This window comes from Lysinibacillus sp. JNUCC-52 (assembly GCF_015999545.1).
GTDB lineage: Bacteria > Bacillota > Bacilli > Bacillales_A > Planococcaceae > Lysinibacillus.
In genome coordinates, this window is sequence record NZ_CP065546.1 from 2827916 (window position 1) to 2843280 (window position 15365).

Genomic DNA, 15365 nt, shown 5'->3' on the forward strand with positions numbered 1-15365 from the left:
AATCAAACCAAATAAGGAAGCAATTTAAAGACAAGTGGTATTTAGAACAATAAGAGGGGTAATTGAAGGAAAATCGTTAAGGAAATAAAAATAGCTGGCGATTATTTTAAAATATCGCCAGCTATTTTATAGGGTGGAAAGCATACTTTTCTATCATTATATATAATAAATTAATATTATAAGAAAACGTATATTTCATTAAAAATTTACACTTAAGTTAGCCGTTACTATTCTTCATATTTAACTGTAGTGAACATACCACCTAAGCCAACTACACCGTTATTTGTAACATGATGGGGCATGTGGCAATGCATTGGCCAAATACCTGTATTATTGGCTTGGAAGCTAATATCCCAAGTTTCACCAGATGCGACGAGTATAGTATTTTTACAAATTTGCGTATGAGGAGCAATTGGGAAACCATCAGCGCCGACCACTTTAAACTGATGTCCATGTAAATGGATGGGGTGGTGGTTCATTTGAATATTACCAAAGCGTACTTTAACCATATCTCCGTATCTTACGCGTAAAGGTTCGGTTAACGGGTAGCATCGTCCATTTATTGTGAAAAAATTAAAATCAGGTTTAATAAAAGTAAGATCATACGTACCCTTTGTTAAATCGCCCCATGGCAAAGCATTTATTGCCCATTCTTGAAGTAAACAAAGGTAATCCTTATGGTTTGGGAGGTTCTCCATTGTCGGATCTTCTACAATAAAGCCTCCTAATAATCCCGCATTATCTTGTATAGAAACATCTACATGGGAATGATACATATACGTACCTGGGGGATTAACTATTGTAAAATGATAATCAAAATAATATCCAGGTTCGATAAATGGAGAGGGCTCAATTGGGGGGACACCATCCATCACATTAGGTACGATTAATCCATGCCAATGCACGCTTGTATGGACAGGTAATTGATTAATGACTCTAATACATACTTTATCTCCAGGAAAAACACGAATAGTTGGCCCAGGTGTAGAGCCGTTATATCCCCAAGCTTTAATAAAGATACCATCTACTAACTCCCACGTTATTTCTTCCGCAACTAAAGTAAAAAACTTTACCCCATTTTTTTGAAGTACATAAGGTAAATCTTCAATACCTGGTGTAATAACTATGATAAAACCCCCTATAAATTCACTTCTTAAAAAAATATATGTTTCGAAGGGGGACTTATTCTTTGGCAGTGTCATACAAATCGATTCCATGAATTCTACTTTTGCTTTATTGTCGTTCTCTCTGCTGGTATATAATAAATTGGATGCAAAATGGCGAATATCTAAATATAGCCTACGTTGCATTGGAAGTTGTGCTTCGGTAAATGTATATTTAGATCTTGTATTATAAGTATTATTTTTATTTATTAAATATTTTATAAAATCACTTCTTTATAGAAAAATATTGATTATAAAAGACATAATAATAAAAAGATGTTAAGGAGAAAGTTAAAATGAAAAATAATGAATTAAAAGAAACCCCACATATTAAGCCAAATGGAGTAGAAATAGCAGAAACAATACTTTTACCAGGAGATCCACTTCGTGCTAAGTTTATTGCAGAAAATTTTTTAGAGAACCCTGTACTTTTTAATGAAATTAGAGGCATGCTTGGGTATACAGGTGAATATAAAGGAAAGAAAGTTTCCGTAATGGGTACTGGTATGGGGGCGCCAAGTATGGCGATCTATTCATGGGAATTAATTAATGTTTTTGGCGTGAAAAATTTAATTCGTATAGGTTCATGCGGGGCAATGCAAAATGATATTAAATTATATGATATTATTTTGGCTATGGGAGCAGCAACAAATTCCAATTATGCACATCAATTTAATCTGCCAGGTCAGTTTCCAATTACAGCATCTTATGATTTATTAGAGAAAGCTAAGAAAGTTGCTGATGAAAAGAATTGTAACGTGCATGTCGGGAATGTACTATCTAGTGATGTTTTCTATAATGCTGATGTAACTGCAACAGAAAAGTGGGCAAAGATGGGCATATTAGCAGAGGAAATGGAAACGACAAGTTTATATTTAAATGCTGCTAGTGCTGGAGCTAAAGCATTAACCATTTTAACAGTAAGTGACCATATGATTACACATGAACAAACAACACAAGAAGAGAGACAAACTTCATTTACACAGATGGTAGAAATAGCTTTAGATTTAATATAAATAATGGCAGCTAATTGAGTTATTATTTTTAAAGAAGTAACAAGGAAACTAAATGTCCTTGTTACTTCTTTTTTTATTTTAGAAGAATTGGATGCTTACATTTATAGGATATAAAAACCAATAATATAGAATTGAGTAAAAGTAAAAAAATGTTGTAAATTACTTTATATGTAATTATAATAATGAAGGGTCTTATAAATATTAATAAATTTAACGGAGGTATTTACATGTCAGACAAAAATTTTGTAGCAACATTATTACTTTGTTTCTTTTTAGGCGGTCTGGGAATTCACCGTTTTTATGTTGGAAAAATCGGTACAGGTATTTTAATGTTTATTACAATAGGTGGATTCGGTATTTGGACAATAGTCGACTTGATTATGATTATCGTTGGTAAATTTACAGACAAAGATGGTCATTTTATAAAATCTTAAATGATTGAAATAAAAAAACGATAGGCTCATACATATATTTTTAAGCTTGTTGCTTTTATTTATAGCGATACGATAAAAAGAAGGGAGACTGTTCTACATGTCTACCCTTCTTTATTGTTTATGATTGTTACGATATAAACGCAGTAGCTATATTAATTAGTAATAATAGCTATCCGTCATCATTTCTGTAGCAACCCCTATTACAAACGAAATAATTGCTAAAATAATTGAAATCACAAAGCCAAACAAAGCAAATATTAAAGCAGACTTTGCGGCTTTTGGTTGTGAGTCTTTCCATATAAAATAGAGAATAATGCCAAGTAGTGGGAAGCAGCATAAGCTGAGTATGTTAACCCAAATATTTGGTTTATCATCTTTTGCTACAGTTGCTTGGTTATTAAATTTTAAGACGTTGACACCACACTTGATACAAATTTCGGCATTCTCGTTAATGGTAGAACCACAATTAGGACAATACATATTAAAACCCCCTACATACTACAAAAATTCCTATTTCCCAACTTGTTCACTGTAGACCTATGTAATCCATATTTTTAGTAACTTAATAAACCAATCATGAACATTGCAATATAGAATAATACGATAATTCCTATGTTTATAAAGAAGAACATTAAAGCGGATTTAGCCGCAACTGGTTTTTCATTTTTCCAAACAAAGAACATAATTAACCCAACAAGTGGCACACAACAAAGCGTAATAATGTTAACGCCCCAGTTTGGTTTGTCTTCTCCTCCAGCGTTTTTTACGCGGACCCCACAATGGATACAAATTTCAGCATGTTCCGAAATATGTTCGCCACAGTTTTTACAATACATAATAGTACCTCCAATAGTTTGTTATAGATTTCTTCCAACATATTGACCAAGTAAGAAAAATTGATGACCAATAGTGAAAAAAATATAAATAATACCGATTCCACCCATTAATCCAGTAAGGAACCGTCTATTATTATTACTTGTCCATTTACCAAATAATTGACCTGTACCGTCTATAGCCATTGGTAAAATTAATAAGGCGATAATCCATAAATCAAATATGCCTAAAAGTATGACTAAAAATATGGATAAAAGATAACCTACAGCCATACCTGTACATCTTGCACATAGGGGAAATTTCTTCCCTTTATAATGGAAGGAACGGTCCGGTCTTTGATGGCAAAAGAAAAAAACTCGCAATACAAAATTAAAAGTATTTGCCAAATTTGTAAACTCCCTTTATTATTCTAGCGTATAGTATATAACATAAATAGTATTTTTGGAATATACTTCATAATTTAGTTTTTACTATAAAAAATTGGGTGAATAGAGATAGAAAGAAATATGACGGAGGATGATAGGGACTTTTAAAGTCCACGGTGAGTTTCATAAATAACTGTGGAATATAAAAAAAACCACCTAAGATGTTCGTATAACAACGATTTAGGTAGTTTTGTTATGTTTAAAACTTTTAATTAGTGACTTCTATTATGATTGATATCGTTTTGTTAGTTTATCTTTATGGCTTTCCATAATTTCTGTTAAATCAATTTCGTACTTATCAGCTAATATAAATAAATTATCAAGAACATCGCCTAATTCTTCCTTTAAATTCTCCATTTGTTGTTCTTTTGATAGAGCTTTTTCATCTGGACGATCTCGCCCAATTTCAATTGTTCGGATGGCTTTTGAAACTTCACCAACTTCTTCCGTTAAAAAATTGACACGAATAAAGGGGTTTAACTCATACCAGCCTCGCTTTTTGTAAAATTCAGTTATCCACTTTTGGTATTCAAAAATATTCAATGAAAATCACTCCTTATACTTCTATAATGATAGCATAAAGGAGGAATTGAATTTGAATATTGCAGTTTATTGTGGCGCAAGTCTAGGTAACAATGATTTATTTGTAGAGGCAGCAAAATCACTTGGAAAATGGATTGCGGAAAATGGTCATACTTTAGTATATGGTGGAGGAAAAGCTGGTCTAATGGGGATCATTGCAGACGAAGTTTTATTACATAATGGTAAAGTAATCGGCATTATTCCGACATTTTTAGTAGATCGAGAGCTAAGTCATCCTAATTTAACTCGTTTAGAAGTTGTGCATTCTATGTCTGAACGGAAAAATAGAATGATTGAATTAGGAGACTGCTATATTGCACTGCCTGGGGGTCCTGGAACTTTAGAAGAAATCTCTGAAGTAATTTCATGGGCAAGAATTGGCCAACACCAAAATCCATGTATTTTATTTAATGTAGATGGCTACTATGATAAATTAAAAGAATTTTATGATGATATGGTAACAAACGGTTTTTTAACTGAAGCAGATAAAAAAGCAATGTTATTTTCCAACTCATTTATCGAAATTGAACAATTTATTACAAACCATACACCACTATTAGTACGAACATATTAATTTTTTTAAAAAAAGTCTCTGATATACTGAATGTTATCTTCTGAAACAGAAATGGGGATTTATATGGAAAGAGAACGTAATGTTATTTTGTATATAGGTACTTCAATTGATGGTTTTATTGCAAATGATGATGGTACATTAGAGTGGTTGGAGACTACGGAAGTAGAAGGCGATTCGGGTTACAATTCCCTTCTTAATAGAATAGATACTGTTGTGATGGGAAAGGGAACATATGATACCATTCGAGGATTTGACATAGACTATCCTTATAGTGATTATAAAAACTATGTGTTTTCTAAATCTGTCAGCGATTCTGATGAATATGCTTCATTTATAAATAAAGATGTAGAGGCGTTCATTAACAATTTAAAACAACAGCCTGGTAAAGATATATGGTTAATTGGCGGAGGAAAATTAGCACGTGAATTTTTTAAAGGAAATTTAATTGACGAATTCCAACTAGCCATCGCCCCTATTATTTTAGGGAAGGGCATCTCTCTTTATAATGGTGATGATATTACCCAAAAATATAGTTTAATGAAAACAGAAAAGTTAGGTCAACTTGCTGTGCTTCATTATAAAAAAATTAAATAAATAACAAACAAACTCGCCAATTTTTGTGGCGAGTTTTGTTTATTGTATAAGCAGGATACAAGAAATCCGCTTTTTTTCTCGAATTTATAATTTGTTTATATTTGCGATATATGCAGTTTAGAACTGGGCTTCATAATTACGTATAAGCAAATGATAAGGGAGAGAACATTAAATGAATAACAAATTAAAATTCGCAACACTCGCTATTTTTAGTTCAGTGACAATATTAACTGCATGCTCGGATTCAGGGTCAGAGAAAAACGAGGCAGACAATGCAGTCGTGCAAAATGATCAAGCGGAGGCTAATAAAGCTGAGCAACAACTGACAAAGGGACAAACATTAGCGAATATTTTAAGCAGTACAAATTGGCAAGGTACGCGTGTTTATGACAAAGATAACAATGATTTAACTGAGGAGAATGCTGGGTTTATCGGCTTAGCAAAATACGATTCTGAAACAGGTCGCTATGAATTCTTTGATGCGAAAACAGGGAAGACGCGAGGCGATGAGGGTACATTCTTTATGACAAACGATGGTATAAAGCGTATTTTAATTTCAGATACAATGAAATATCAAGCAGTTGTTGAAATAACGGCGTTAGATGAAGAAGTCTTTACATACAAACGTATGGGGAAAGATATAAACGGTAATGACGTAGAAGTATTTGTAGAGCATATACCATATGAAAATGATTTAGCGTTTACTAACGAGGGCAAAACATTAACTACTTCTACAGGAGATATTAATACTAGTGTAGATGGAGATGAAATCCTTGGCAAAACATTATGGCAAGGAACAAAGGTACTTGATGAAAAAGGAAATGATGTCACAGAGTTTAATGGGAATTTTTTAAGTGTCGCTAAGTTTGAAGCGGACACAAATAAATACGAATTTTTTAATAGAGAGACAGGAGAGAGTCGTGGAGATTACGGTTACTTTGATGTCATTGACGACAATAAAATTCGCGCACATGTAGCGATTGGCGAAAATAAATATGGTGCTGCATTGGAACTTACGGAATTAAATGACGACAAGTTTACGTATAAGCGTGTAGGTAAGGATGCAGATGACAATGAGATTACAATCTTCGTAGAGCATGAGCCATATAAGGGAGATTTCAAACCTACATTCAGTTTTTAAAATTACCATAAAGTCCATTACTTGAAAAAGTAAGGAATCTCCTTTATAAATTGAGGAAAGGAGATCAATATGACAATTAAGAATAGATTTTTAACTTCTTATATCGGCGGTATTATGATTGCAAGTGTTTCTATTCTATCCATTTTATGCATTGTTTTTTATGTGACGACAGGGTCTGTTCCAACACCTAAAACATTGTATCAAACTTTTACAAAGCAACGCTCCTTGAGCCCTGAAGAGGAGCTTGCTTATGTAAAGCTACGTAATATTGCCAAAGAGGATCCAGACAGGCTTTTAGTGCAAGATATGCAAAAAAGTTTTCAACAGATTGAGAACAGGTCACTTGGAGTTGTCATTCGTCATGAAGAGGAAATTGTATATTATTCACAAGGGTTAGTAGAAAGATCGCTTGTCGTGCATTTTCCGACGTTTGATACGAATAATATTGAAACAAAGGGCACCATCGATAATGCTGGAGGATTGTACCGTTATATTAAGTTCGACTTTTATTATAGCGACAAGTCCAAGGGAAGCGTTTTAGTGTTGAAAAAAGAAAACAGTTTTTTAGATTTCCTTACTAAATGGGGAATTATTATTATTTTCATCATCCTTCTAGTCTCGTTTGCCGCAATGCTTTTTTTAAATCAACTTTTACACAAGACCATTATTAAACCTCTCGAAAATTTAGGACAGACCATGTCTGAAATACGAGAGGGTGATTTAATGATTGAAGCACCGACACTCCCTGCTAATACAGCAAGGGAAGTACATGAGCTGACAGCTAATTTTGAGAGTATGCGCTCAGCACTTTTTGATTCTATTCAGGAGCAACGCAATCTTGAAAAAAACCGTAAAGACCTAATAGCAAGTATTTCTCATGATTTAAAAACACCGATTACAACGATTATTGGGTATGTTGAAGGTTTACAGGAAGGCGTTGCAGAAACGCCTGAAAAGCGTGAAAAGTATTTAAAGACCATTCATTCTAAATCACTTGCATTAAACCGATTAATTGAAGAACTTTTTCTTTATTCTAAGTTTGATGCTGAGGCTGTTCAGCTACATTTTGAGCGTATACAGATTGGCAAGTTTCTTACACATATAGTGGAGGAGTTTCAATTATACAATCGAGAAGTACAGTTAGCATTAAATGTAGTGGAAGATGTCTATGTTTATATTGATCGTATGCAGATGAATCGAGCAATCGCTAACTTAATTGAAAATAGTATGAAGTTTAAAAAGCCAAATGAACCTTTATGTATGATATTAGAAGTAGTGGCAGTTAATCAACTTGTTGAAATTGTTGTAAAGGATAATGGGCAAGGCATTTCAGAGCACCAACTCCCATATGTATTCGATCATTTTTATCGTGGTGAGGAAGCCCGTACTTCGACGACAGGTGGTAGCGGTCTGGGGCTTGCAATTGTAAAGCAAATCGTTGAAAAGCATAATGGACAAGTAAAAATTCAAAGTAAGCTACATTTTGGTACAACGGTAACAATAATCTTGGAAAAGGCTTAAAGGAAGTGTCGATGACTGATGCCATCACGAATATTAATCATTGAAGATGATATTAGCATTGCAGAATTGCAAAGAGATTATTTAGAAATTCATGAAATAGAGGCGGAAATTGTAACAGACGGTTTTGAAGGATTGAATCGAGCATTAAATGAGCCTTTTGATTTAATTGTCGTTGATTTAATGCTCCCTTCAATGAACGGTTTTGACATTTGTCGACGCATTCGTGAAAAGAAAAACATTCCACTCATAATTGTTTCTGCAAAAAAAGAGGATATTGATAAGATAAGAGGGCTTGGCTTAGGCGCGGATGATTATATAACAAAGCCATTTAGTCCTAGTGAGTTCGTCGCTCGTGTACAAGCGCATAGTAAACGTTACAAGCAGCTGACAGGTAGTGAACAAGCACAGGATTATTTGGAGATGAAAAATATTATTGTTGATAAAGCCGCTCGCAAAGTATTCGTTTTAGGTCAGGAAGTTATTTTTACAACGAAGGAATTTGACCTACTCGTGTTTTTTATGGAGCATCCAAATCGTGTATGGACAAAGGAGCAACTTTTCCGTCAATTATGGTATATGGATGACTTAGATGGAGATGTTTTTACAGTTGTTGTCCATGTTGGGCGCATTCGGGATAAGTTAAAAAAGGGAAAACTATCAGAGCTGCCTATCGAGACAATTTGGGGAAGCGGATATCGATTTAATAATTGACAATCTCCTTGTGAAAGGACGGTTTTACATGAAATATTTTATAAGTATTGTAAGTGTATTATTCATACTCACAGGGTGTAACGAGAAGGGGGAGGAAAACCATATGGCACAACAATCAGGTAAGCTGATTCAAGCGGTTGAAAACAATGATGTAGAAAAAGTGCAAAAAATTTTACAGGATTCAACTTATCCAATTAATGAAACAAATGATAAAGGGGAAACGCCTTTATTAATTGCTACACATGAAAATTATATAGAGGTGGCAAAATTATTAATTGATGTGGGTGCTGATATTAATCAACAGGATCATATTCAGGATAGCGCTTATTTATATGCAGGTGCACAAGGAAAAACAGAGATTTTAAAATATATGATTGAGCATGCGGAACCAAATCAAAATATTGTCAATCGCTATGGAGGAAATGCTTTAATCCCTGCAGCTGAAAAAGGACATTTACACAATGTGAAGCTGCTTTTACAAGATGGTAAAGTAGATATCGATCATCAAAATAATTTTGGCTATACGGCATTAATTGAAGCAGTCGCATTGACTGACGGCTCCGTAGTGTATCAGCAAATTGTTCAAGAATTATTAGCATACAACGCCAATAAGGAACTTCGAGACAATTCGGGAAAGACAGCGCTGGATTATGCCAAAGAGATGGGCTATACAAAAATGATCGAGATGTTAGAAGAATAGTCGAAAGATAACAAGATTAAAAAGAACACCTAGGACGTTTTTATTACAACGTTCTAGGTGTTTTTTTAAAAGGAATTAGCTAAAAATGTGGAATAAAAACTTGTATTTTAAGGGCTAATAAGCTACACGGTGCCCCGTGCAAACACACTGGTAGCATGGTGTATACATAAGTTCAACTATTATAGCGCCCGTTTTTGGGCTAAAATAACAAAGTTCATATATTTGACACATTATAAGTATCGGGTTACTATTGCGAAGGTAGTTTAATTTTAAACTAAATTATATATCAAAAGAACTAGGAGGGAATTGGAAATAAAATTGGCAGTATTCATTTAGTACATTCTAAGTATATTAATATAAAAAAATTCTATTTGACCAATGATGTTTTATATCTTTTTCAAACTAGAGAAAGATTTTAATGATTATTAAAAAATAGAATGAAATTTTTGTGTAAAAGTAAAATCCAATATACGAATCGGGGACAGCATTATGAGTCAGTCAAAGAAAAAAATCCACTATGCTTGGTGGGTGTTATTAGGGTTAGTTGTTATGGTCGGAGCTGCAAAAGGTGGCATTGCGACTACAGGCGGATTATTTTTAACCCCAGTTACTGAAGATTTGGGTATTGGTATGGGCAGTTTAACATTGTACTTTAGTATAGCTTCAATTGTCACAATGCTCTCCTTACCAGTTGCAGGTAAGATGATAGCTAAATACAATATTAGAATACTGTTAGTAGTAGCTGTTACGTTAGAGGCAGGAGCCTATGCAATGTTTGGATTCATGAATTCCGTATGGGGTTGGTATTTGTTTGCTATCCCTATGGCAATGGGATCTGTAGTCGTAACACAATTAGCAGGTCCTGTACTTATTAATAATTGGTTTAAAAAACATAAAGGTTTAGCTTTAGGTATTATGGTTGGCGCTGGTGGTTTAATAGGTGCTTTCCTTCAACCAGTTGCAGGCAACTTAATTGCTAGTGCAGGTTGGAGAAATACGTATATTTTCTTAGGTGTAGGAGTAATGGCGATTGTTATCCCAATTGTCTTATTAACGATTAGAAAAGCTCCACAACACATGGGTTTACAGCCATATGGTATGGATGAAGTGAAGGAAGATAAGAACGATACGGTTCATACGATAACAAACAGTGGCGTTGCAGCAACTATAGCTAAAAAATCCAGTGCGTTTTATTTTTTAGTATTTTTCTTCTTCTGTGAAACTTCTATAGCCGCATTTAACCAACATGTTGCGCCATTTGCGATGGGATTAGGTTATGATGTGAAGTTTGCGGGTAATGCTATGGGTACTTGGTCGGTAGGAGTTGTAATAGGGGCATTATTTTTCGGCTTCCTAAGCGATAAAATAGGCGTGAAGAACACAGCAATTTCTGCTATGCTTTTAGGATTAGTTCCAGTAGGACTTCTTTTATTAGTGCCTGAAAATCCATTGGTTTTTAAAACAGCTACTGGTTTATATGGATTTGTTGTGGCATCTCTAGGAACATTAGGGCCACTGTTAACAACAGCTTTATTTGGTAATAGAGAGTTCAGTCAAATTTATGGACTTGCCATAACAGGCTTAGCAGTTGCAGGCATTGTTGCGTTACCTATCTATGGATTTATTTTTGAATTTACAGGTAGTTACACGTATGTTTTGGATACTATTTTTATCATGTTGTTGTTAAATGTGGGTGCAATTTTAATGGCCTTTAAAGGTAAAAAGAAATTAGAAAAAGCAGGATTGTGGAATTAACAATAAGAAAGCATCCTCTATCTAATTGACGATAATGAACGAGTTAAAATTATATTATATGTATATACAGGTAAAATACCCCTAAATTATTAGACACGACAGTTAACAATTTAGGGGTATTTTTTCCTTTAGAAATCATAATCGATAGGGTCAAATTTATATTGATAGTGCTTTAAGTTAAGCGTAAAGGTAGGCGAGACAACAATCCCCTCATCTTCTAATAGTGCTTTCTGACGCACTGCATCCTGAATCGTTATTTCCCCTTTCATATTTACAATACGATGCCAGGGAAGATGATATTTTTCACTCATCGTATGGAGTATTCTTACAACTTGTCTTGCCCCTCTTGGGCTACCTGCACAGGCTGCAACTTGGCCATACGTCATAACCTTACCATTTGGGATGCGCTGTATTACAGTGATCACATTTTTAGTAAATGGCTGCATATTATTCAGCTCCTTTAAGCATGGCTTTCCCCTCATTATGTGCCATCCCCTTCATTTACTCAAGATTTTTAAAAAACACATAAAAAAAGAGCCTGTTTAAAGGCAGGCTCTTTTTCCGTTTCTTACATGTTACATAAACATCCTTTAAGTTTTACCGTTAAAAAATGCCAGGCTTCGTTTGATCTCCACCTATTTAGTCGTTAGCGAGCTGTAAATTCTTTCACTAAAGAGATTTCATGAAGCATGACCTTACCCGTTACACCTTGCACTGTACACTCTCCCCAATCAGGATGCTCAGCTAAATAATTTAAATCAAATATCGTTTTCCAACTTTCTTCTATCGCTTGTCGCGATAAATCAAGTTCAAAGTCTTCTTTTGCTTCAATATCACAATAGCAATCCATTAAAACAAAATGCCAGGCTTGAAATTCTGAGCATAGAATGCGCGTATCTTCGATGTCAATTTTTAATAACACCCCACGAGTTCCTTTCTCTAAATGCCCCATTCTTCGTAGATCAGGTCTTTCCGTCCATACCCATACCGGATATTCCCCTTGATAGTTAGGCAGTCGTTCAGCCATTTGACGCATCATCCAATGATAAGGCTCACTAAAATCTGGCCATATATGCTCCCGGTGACCGATAAGGAAGCCTAAATTTTTGGCTACCTGCCATTTTTCCATTGTTTGTATCGTCCAATAGATTCCCATAATTGATATTGCCCCCTAATGAATGGAGTTGCCCTGTGTTATGTATACTTTCAGAATTTTAGGAAGGAGTTTTTCTATTGGTGGTCTTCAACTTAGAACAGCTCTCTTATATGCGTGTTAGCTTCACTTATGTTAACTATTATAGTACATTGTGGTTAACTAAAATTGCAACTGTTAAACTTTCTGTCAATCGCATTTAATTATCCCGAAACGATTGATTATAAAGACTTATTGATATATAAGGTTGCAAAAATTAAATGACTCAAAAAGGAGGCAAAGAATCACCAGAAATATAAATTTGTTCTTTCAAATGTTGGAATAGTGTGTTATCAAACATATTTTCTCTTAAAGAATGCTTCCTTTGCTTTCAAATTAATGTAGCTGCAGTTGTTTGTGTTTTATAGAATGGATGATTGCGAATGAACAAAGGAGTAGCCTTTTCTGTCAATGATGCCCTCATTATGTGCCATCCCCTTCATTTACTCAAGATTTTTAAAAAACACATAAAAAAAGAGCCTGTCTAAGGCTCTTTTCCTGTTTGAATTAGCCCTTACTTTAACGTAAAGAGCATATAAAGTGAAGACAATATAGTGATAACACCAATCATTATTTTTAACATGTTCATAGGTACTTTATTTGCAATGCGAGTGCCCGTGAGAATTCCAATCGTTACACCGATTAAACTCGCAATGACTAAACTAGACATACTATCTACATTGGCATATGCAAAGTATCCAAATATAGATGGTATGGCAATAAAGACTGAATTTAAAAGACTCACACCTACAGCGACGCGAATATTGACGCCAAGGTTAACTAGTACTGGTACTAATAAAATCGGGCCACCTGCACCTGTTAAAGCACAAATCGTTGCCGTTAAAAAACCGATGATTATCACAATAAATGGGTTATTCAGTGCTTTCGATTTATTGATAAGTGCATTTTCATTGTTTTTCTTAAAAATAATCGACAAGCCAGCTAGTAAGATAAATAGGTACAGCAATAACTTTGCCAGAAAATCAGAAATAAGCACATTGATTTGCACACCTAAAAATGCACCAGGAAGACTACCGATGCTTAAAAATAGGGCTAATTTCAAATCCATATTTTTCGATTTCCAATAGGAATAAGCTCCGAGAATGCCTGAAACAGCAAATGCTAAAAAACTCAATGCAAGTGCATCATGGACAGGTATTTCTAAAAAACCTACATAAATTAACGGGAGAAGAAATCCCGCAATTCCAGACATCCCTAAAAGAATACCAATAACTAAATTGGAACATAAAACAATACTTAAAAGCAGTGAGTTTGTTAACATATTTTAGACCTCAATTATTATAACCCTTAACAAGAGTTAGATGTTTGCGCGAATAGCAAGTTCCTTCATTGCAAGCTTACTTTCGTATTTTATTTTTTCTTCATCCAGTGTCAGAACTTCTCTGTTTTTCATTAATATTTTACCATTAACAATGGAATCTGTTACATCATTGCTGTTAACGGATTCAATTAACGTATTTATTAAATTATGTGAAGGAGTAATATGGGGTTGATCAATGTTAATTAAGATCATATCTGCCTTTTTGCCAACTTCCAATGTTCCTAGCTGGTTTTCTTGCATCATAGCCTTTGCTCCACCTAATGTAGCCATTTCTAAAATACTTTTTGAAGGCATAATTACCGGGTCAAAAATTGGAACGCCAGAAAATGCCCGTATTAATGATTTAAACACTTTCATTTGATCGAATAAGCTTAATCCCGAATGACCAGCCCCATCTGTACCTAAACCAACAGCAATTCCTTTATGCAATAAGCTAGGTGTTTTGGGCACGCCTTTACCAGAATTACTAATAGGACAGTGGACAACTTTACTATTAGTATTTTGTATAACTTCCATTTCATTTTCAGAAAGTAAAATGCTATGGGCTCCTAAGAAATTTTCATTAAGGACACCTAAGGAAGCAAGATATTCAAATGGGCGCATTTTAAATTTTTCTAGGCAATAGCTAATTTCGTTTGGATATTCGTTCATATGAGATTGCACACTAGTAGAGCATTCTTTAGCTGCTGCGAAAACTTCTTGTATTAATTCTGGTGTGCAAGTAATGATAGATCTAAGAGAAAATGATACATTTATTCGCTCGTCACCAGCTCCATGGAATTCATTAAACAATGCACGATTGTTACGGATATTTTCTTCGATACTAAATTTCATCGTTTGAGGAATGTCTAAGCCACTATCCATAGTGGAACATGTAAGAACACCACGTAGACCTGATTCTAATACGGATTTTGCGACTTGCTGCATATGTCTGCCACCAGCATCAATAAAGGCTGTAGTGCCAGACTTAATCATTTCGAGACAGCTTAACTGTGAGCTAATATAAACATCTCGCTGCTGTAAATTACTTTCAAACGGCACCATTATGCGCGTCCAAATCATAGGGTATTCATCTGTAATTCTTCCACGGAGAAGTTGTTGACATGTATGCGTATGGGCATCAATTAAACCTGGTAGTACTAGTTTGCCTTGTCCATTTAAAATGTCTCTTGATTGATATTTCGTAGCAAGTGATGCAGTAGCACCAATAGCGACGATGCTATTATTTTTAATGACTATTGATTGATTATGCTCGATGTGAAAGTCAGGGGTTAAGATGGAACAATTTTTAACTATTAAATCAGCGTTATACGCTATATCCTGCATAATATGCCTCCATTAATGAATTGAGTAAAACTAGAGAGGAGTGAGCCTCTCTAGT

General features: G+C 34.5%; 17 protein-coding genes and 1 pseudogene. 9 read left to right on the plus strand and 9 right to left on the minus strand.

The features are described 5' to 3' along the window. Window positions 1-227 precede the first annotated feature (227 nt). Window positions 228-1127 (minus strand): multicopper oxidase family protein, encoded by a 900-nt coding sequence (locus JNUCC52_RS13915; protein WP_337982221.1) that lies wholly within the window; start codon window positions 1125-1127, stop codon window positions 228-230. Between the two features lie 332 nt (window positions 1128-1459). Between JNUCC52_RS13915 and deoD the strand changes: the two genes are divergently transcribed. Together deoD and JNUCC52_RS13925 are read left to right on the plus strand one after the other, a co-directional pair. Next, a complete protein-coding gene (gene deoD, locus JNUCC52_RS13920) occupies window positions 1460-2179 on the plus strand; it encodes a purine-nucleoside phosphorylase (protein WP_337980167.1) in 720 nt (239 codons plus the stop codon). A 227-nt stretch (window positions 2180-2406) separates the two neighbouring features. Further along, window positions 2407-2613, plus strand: coding sequence for an NINE protein (locus tag JNUCC52_RS13925; protein ID WP_173479167.1), 207 nt, complete (start codon window positions 2407-2409; stop codon window positions 2611-2613). Window positions 2614-2769: 156 nt separating this feature from the next. On the opposite strand, the gene JNUCC52_RS13930 is transcribed toward JNUCC52_RS13925, so the two are convergent. The 4 genes from JNUCC52_RS13930 to JNUCC52_RS13945 all read right to left on the minus strand — a co-directional run bounded on the left by JNUCC52_RS13930 (window position 2770) and on the right by JNUCC52_RS13945 (window position 4415). Next, window positions 2770-3093, minus strand: a complete 324-nt coding sequence (locus JNUCC52_RS13930; protein WP_173479168.1) for a zinc-ribbon domain-containing protein — start codon at window positions 3091-3093, stop codon at window positions 2770-2772. Between the two features lie 74 nt (window positions 3094-3167). Further along, a complete protein-coding gene (locus tag JNUCC52_RS13935) occupies window positions 3168-3449 on the minus strand; it encodes a zinc-ribbon domain-containing protein (RefSeq protein ID WP_173479169.1) in 282 nt (93 codons plus the stop codon). Window positions 3450-3470: 21 nt separating this feature from the next. Beyond that, window positions 3471-3833 (minus strand): DUF2085 domain-containing protein, encoded by a 363-nt coding sequence (locus JNUCC52_RS13940; protein ID WP_217270326.1) that lies wholly within the window; start codon window positions 3831-3833, stop codon window positions 3471-3473. Between the two features lie 264 nt (window positions 3834-4097). Further along, window positions 4098-4415, minus strand: a complete 318-nt coding sequence (locus JNUCC52_RS13945; RefSeq protein WP_173479170.1) for a MazG nucleotide pyrophosphohydrolase domain-containing protein — start codon at window positions 4413-4415, stop codon at window positions 4098-4100. Between the two features lie 52 nt (window positions 4416-4467). On the opposite strand from JNUCC52_RS13945, the gene JNUCC52_RS13950 reads away from it, so the two are divergent. The 7 genes and pseudogenes from JNUCC52_RS13950 (at window position 4468) to JNUCC52_RS13980 (ending at window position 11450) form a co-directional block, all read left to right on the plus strand. Further along, window positions 4468-5028 (plus strand): LOG family protein, encoded by a 561-nt coding sequence (locus tag JNUCC52_RS13950; RefSeq protein WP_337980168.1) that lies wholly within the window; start codon window positions 4468-4470, stop codon window positions 5026-5028. Between the two features lie 63 nt (window positions 5029-5091). Continuing rightward, entirely contained in the window at window positions 5092-5622 is a 531-nt protein-coding gene (locus tag JNUCC52_RS13955; protein WP_337980169.1) for a dihydrofolate reductase family protein, read from the plus strand. A gap of 313 nt (window positions 5623-5935) precedes the next feature. Beyond that, window positions 5936-6763 (plus strand): annotated as a pseudogene (locus JNUCC52_RS13960) (DUF4822 domain-containing protein); the annotation flags it as partial. Window positions 6764-6832: 69 nt separating this feature from the next. Then, on the plus strand, window positions 6833-8284 hold the full coding sequence (locus tag JNUCC52_RS13965) for a sensor histidine kinase (RefSeq protein ID WP_337980171.1): 1452 nt from the start codon (window positions 6833-6835) through the stop codon (window positions 8282-8284). A gap of 18 nt (window positions 8285-8302) precedes the next feature. Further along, window positions 8303-8995: a response regulator transcription factor gene (locus JNUCC52_RS13970; RefSeq protein ID WP_173479174.1), complete on the plus strand. Its 693-nt coding sequence runs from the start codon at window positions 8303-8305 to the stop codon at window positions 8993-8995. A 103-nt stretch (window positions 8996-9098) separates the two neighbouring features. Continuing rightward, entirely contained in the window at window positions 9099-9695 is a 597-nt protein-coding gene (locus JNUCC52_RS13975; RefSeq protein ID WP_228134211.1) for an ankyrin repeat domain-containing protein, read from the plus strand. A gap of 489 nt (window positions 9696-10184) precedes the next feature. Then, window positions 10185-11450, plus strand: a complete 1266-nt coding sequence (locus JNUCC52_RS13980) for an MFS transporter (protein ID WP_173479176.1) — start codon at window positions 10185-10187, stop codon at window positions 11448-11450. Window positions 11451-11578: 128 nt separating this feature from the next. Here JNUCC52_RS13980 and JNUCC52_RS13985 read toward each other — a convergent pair whose 3' ends face one another. The 4 genes from JNUCC52_RS13985 to JNUCC52_RS14000 all read right to left on the minus strand — a co-directional run bounded on the left by JNUCC52_RS13985 (window position 11579) and on the right by JNUCC52_RS14000 (window position 15310). After that, window positions 11579-11896, minus strand: coding sequence for an MGMT family protein (locus JNUCC52_RS13985; RefSeq protein ID WP_337980172.1), 318 nt, complete (start codon window positions 11894-11896; stop codon window positions 11579-11581). Window positions 11897-12096: 200 nt separating this feature from the next. After that, complete coding sequence (locus JNUCC52_RS13990) at window positions 12097-12606, minus strand: DUF3841 domain-containing protein (protein WP_173479178.1); 510 nt, start codon at window positions 12604-12606, stop codon at window positions 12097-12099. Window positions 12607-13156: 550 nt separating this feature from the next. Next, a complete protein-coding gene (locus JNUCC52_RS13995; protein ID WP_337980173.1) occupies window positions 13157-13924 on the minus strand; it encodes a sulfite exporter TauE/SafE family protein in 768 nt (255 codons plus the stop codon). Window positions 13925-13960: 36 nt separating this feature from the next. Then, on the minus strand, window positions 13961-15310 hold the full coding sequence (locus JNUCC52_RS14000) for an amidohydrolase family protein (RefSeq protein ID WP_139860324.1): 1350 nt from the start codon (window positions 15308-15310) through the stop codon (window positions 13961-13963). Window positions 15311-15365: the final 55 nt, after the last annotated feature.

What these genes read in the sequence shown, in the direction of transcription:
- deoD (WP_337980167.1), top strand. Translation starts at nt 1,460, where the DNA reads ATGAAAAATAATGAATTAAAAGAAACCCCACATATTAAGCCAAATGGA.
- JNUCC52_RS13925 (WP_173479167.1), top strand. Translation starts at nt 2,407, where the DNA reads ATGTCAGACAAAAATTTTGTAGCAACATTATTACTTTGTTTCTTTTTA.
- JNUCC52_RS13930 (WP_173479168.1), bottom strand. Translation starts at nt 3,093, where the DNA reads ATGTATTGTCCTAATTGTGGTTCTACCATTAACGAGAATGCCGAAATT.
- JNUCC52_RS13935 (WP_173479169.1), bottom strand. Translation starts at nt 3,449, where the DNA reads ATGTATTGTAAAAACTGTGGCGAACATATTTCGGAACATGCTGAAATT.
- JNUCC52_RS13955 (WP_337980169.1), top strand. Translation starts at nt 5,092, where the DNA reads ATGGAAAGAGAACGTAATGTTATTTTGTATATAGGTACTTCAATTGAT.
- JNUCC52_RS13965 (WP_337980171.1), top strand. Translation starts at nt 6,833, where the DNA reads ATGACAATTAAGAATAGATTTTTAACTTCTTATATCGGCGGTATTATG.
- JNUCC52_RS13970 (WP_173479174.1), top strand. Translation starts at nt 8,303, where the DNA reads ATGCCATCACGAATATTAATCATTGAAGATGATATTAGCATTGCAGAA.
- JNUCC52_RS13975 (WP_228134211.1), top strand. Translation starts at nt 9,099, where the DNA reads ATGGCACAACAATCAGGTAAGCTGATTCAAGCGGTTGAAAACAATGAT.
- JNUCC52_RS13980 (WP_173479176.1), top strand. Translation starts at nt 10,185, where the DNA reads ATGAGTCAGTCAAAGAAAAAAATCCACTATGCTTGGTGGGTGTTATTA.
- JNUCC52_RS13985 (WP_337980172.1), bottom strand. Translation starts at nt 11,896, where the DNA reads ATGCAGCCATTTACTAAAAATGTGATCACTGTAATACAGCGCATCCCA.
- JNUCC52_RS13990 (WP_173479178.1), bottom strand. Translation starts at nt 12,606, where the DNA reads ATGGGAATCTATTGGACGATACAAACAATGGAAAAATGGCAGGTAGCC.
- JNUCC52_RS13995 (WP_337980173.1), bottom strand. Translation starts at nt 13,924, where the DNA reads ATGTTAACAAACTCACTGCTTTTAAGTATTGTTTTATGTTCCAATTTA.
- JNUCC52_RS14000 (WP_139860324.1), bottom strand. Translation starts at nt 15,310, where the DNA reads ATGCAGGATATAGCGTATAACGCTGATTTAATAGTTAAAAATTGTTCC.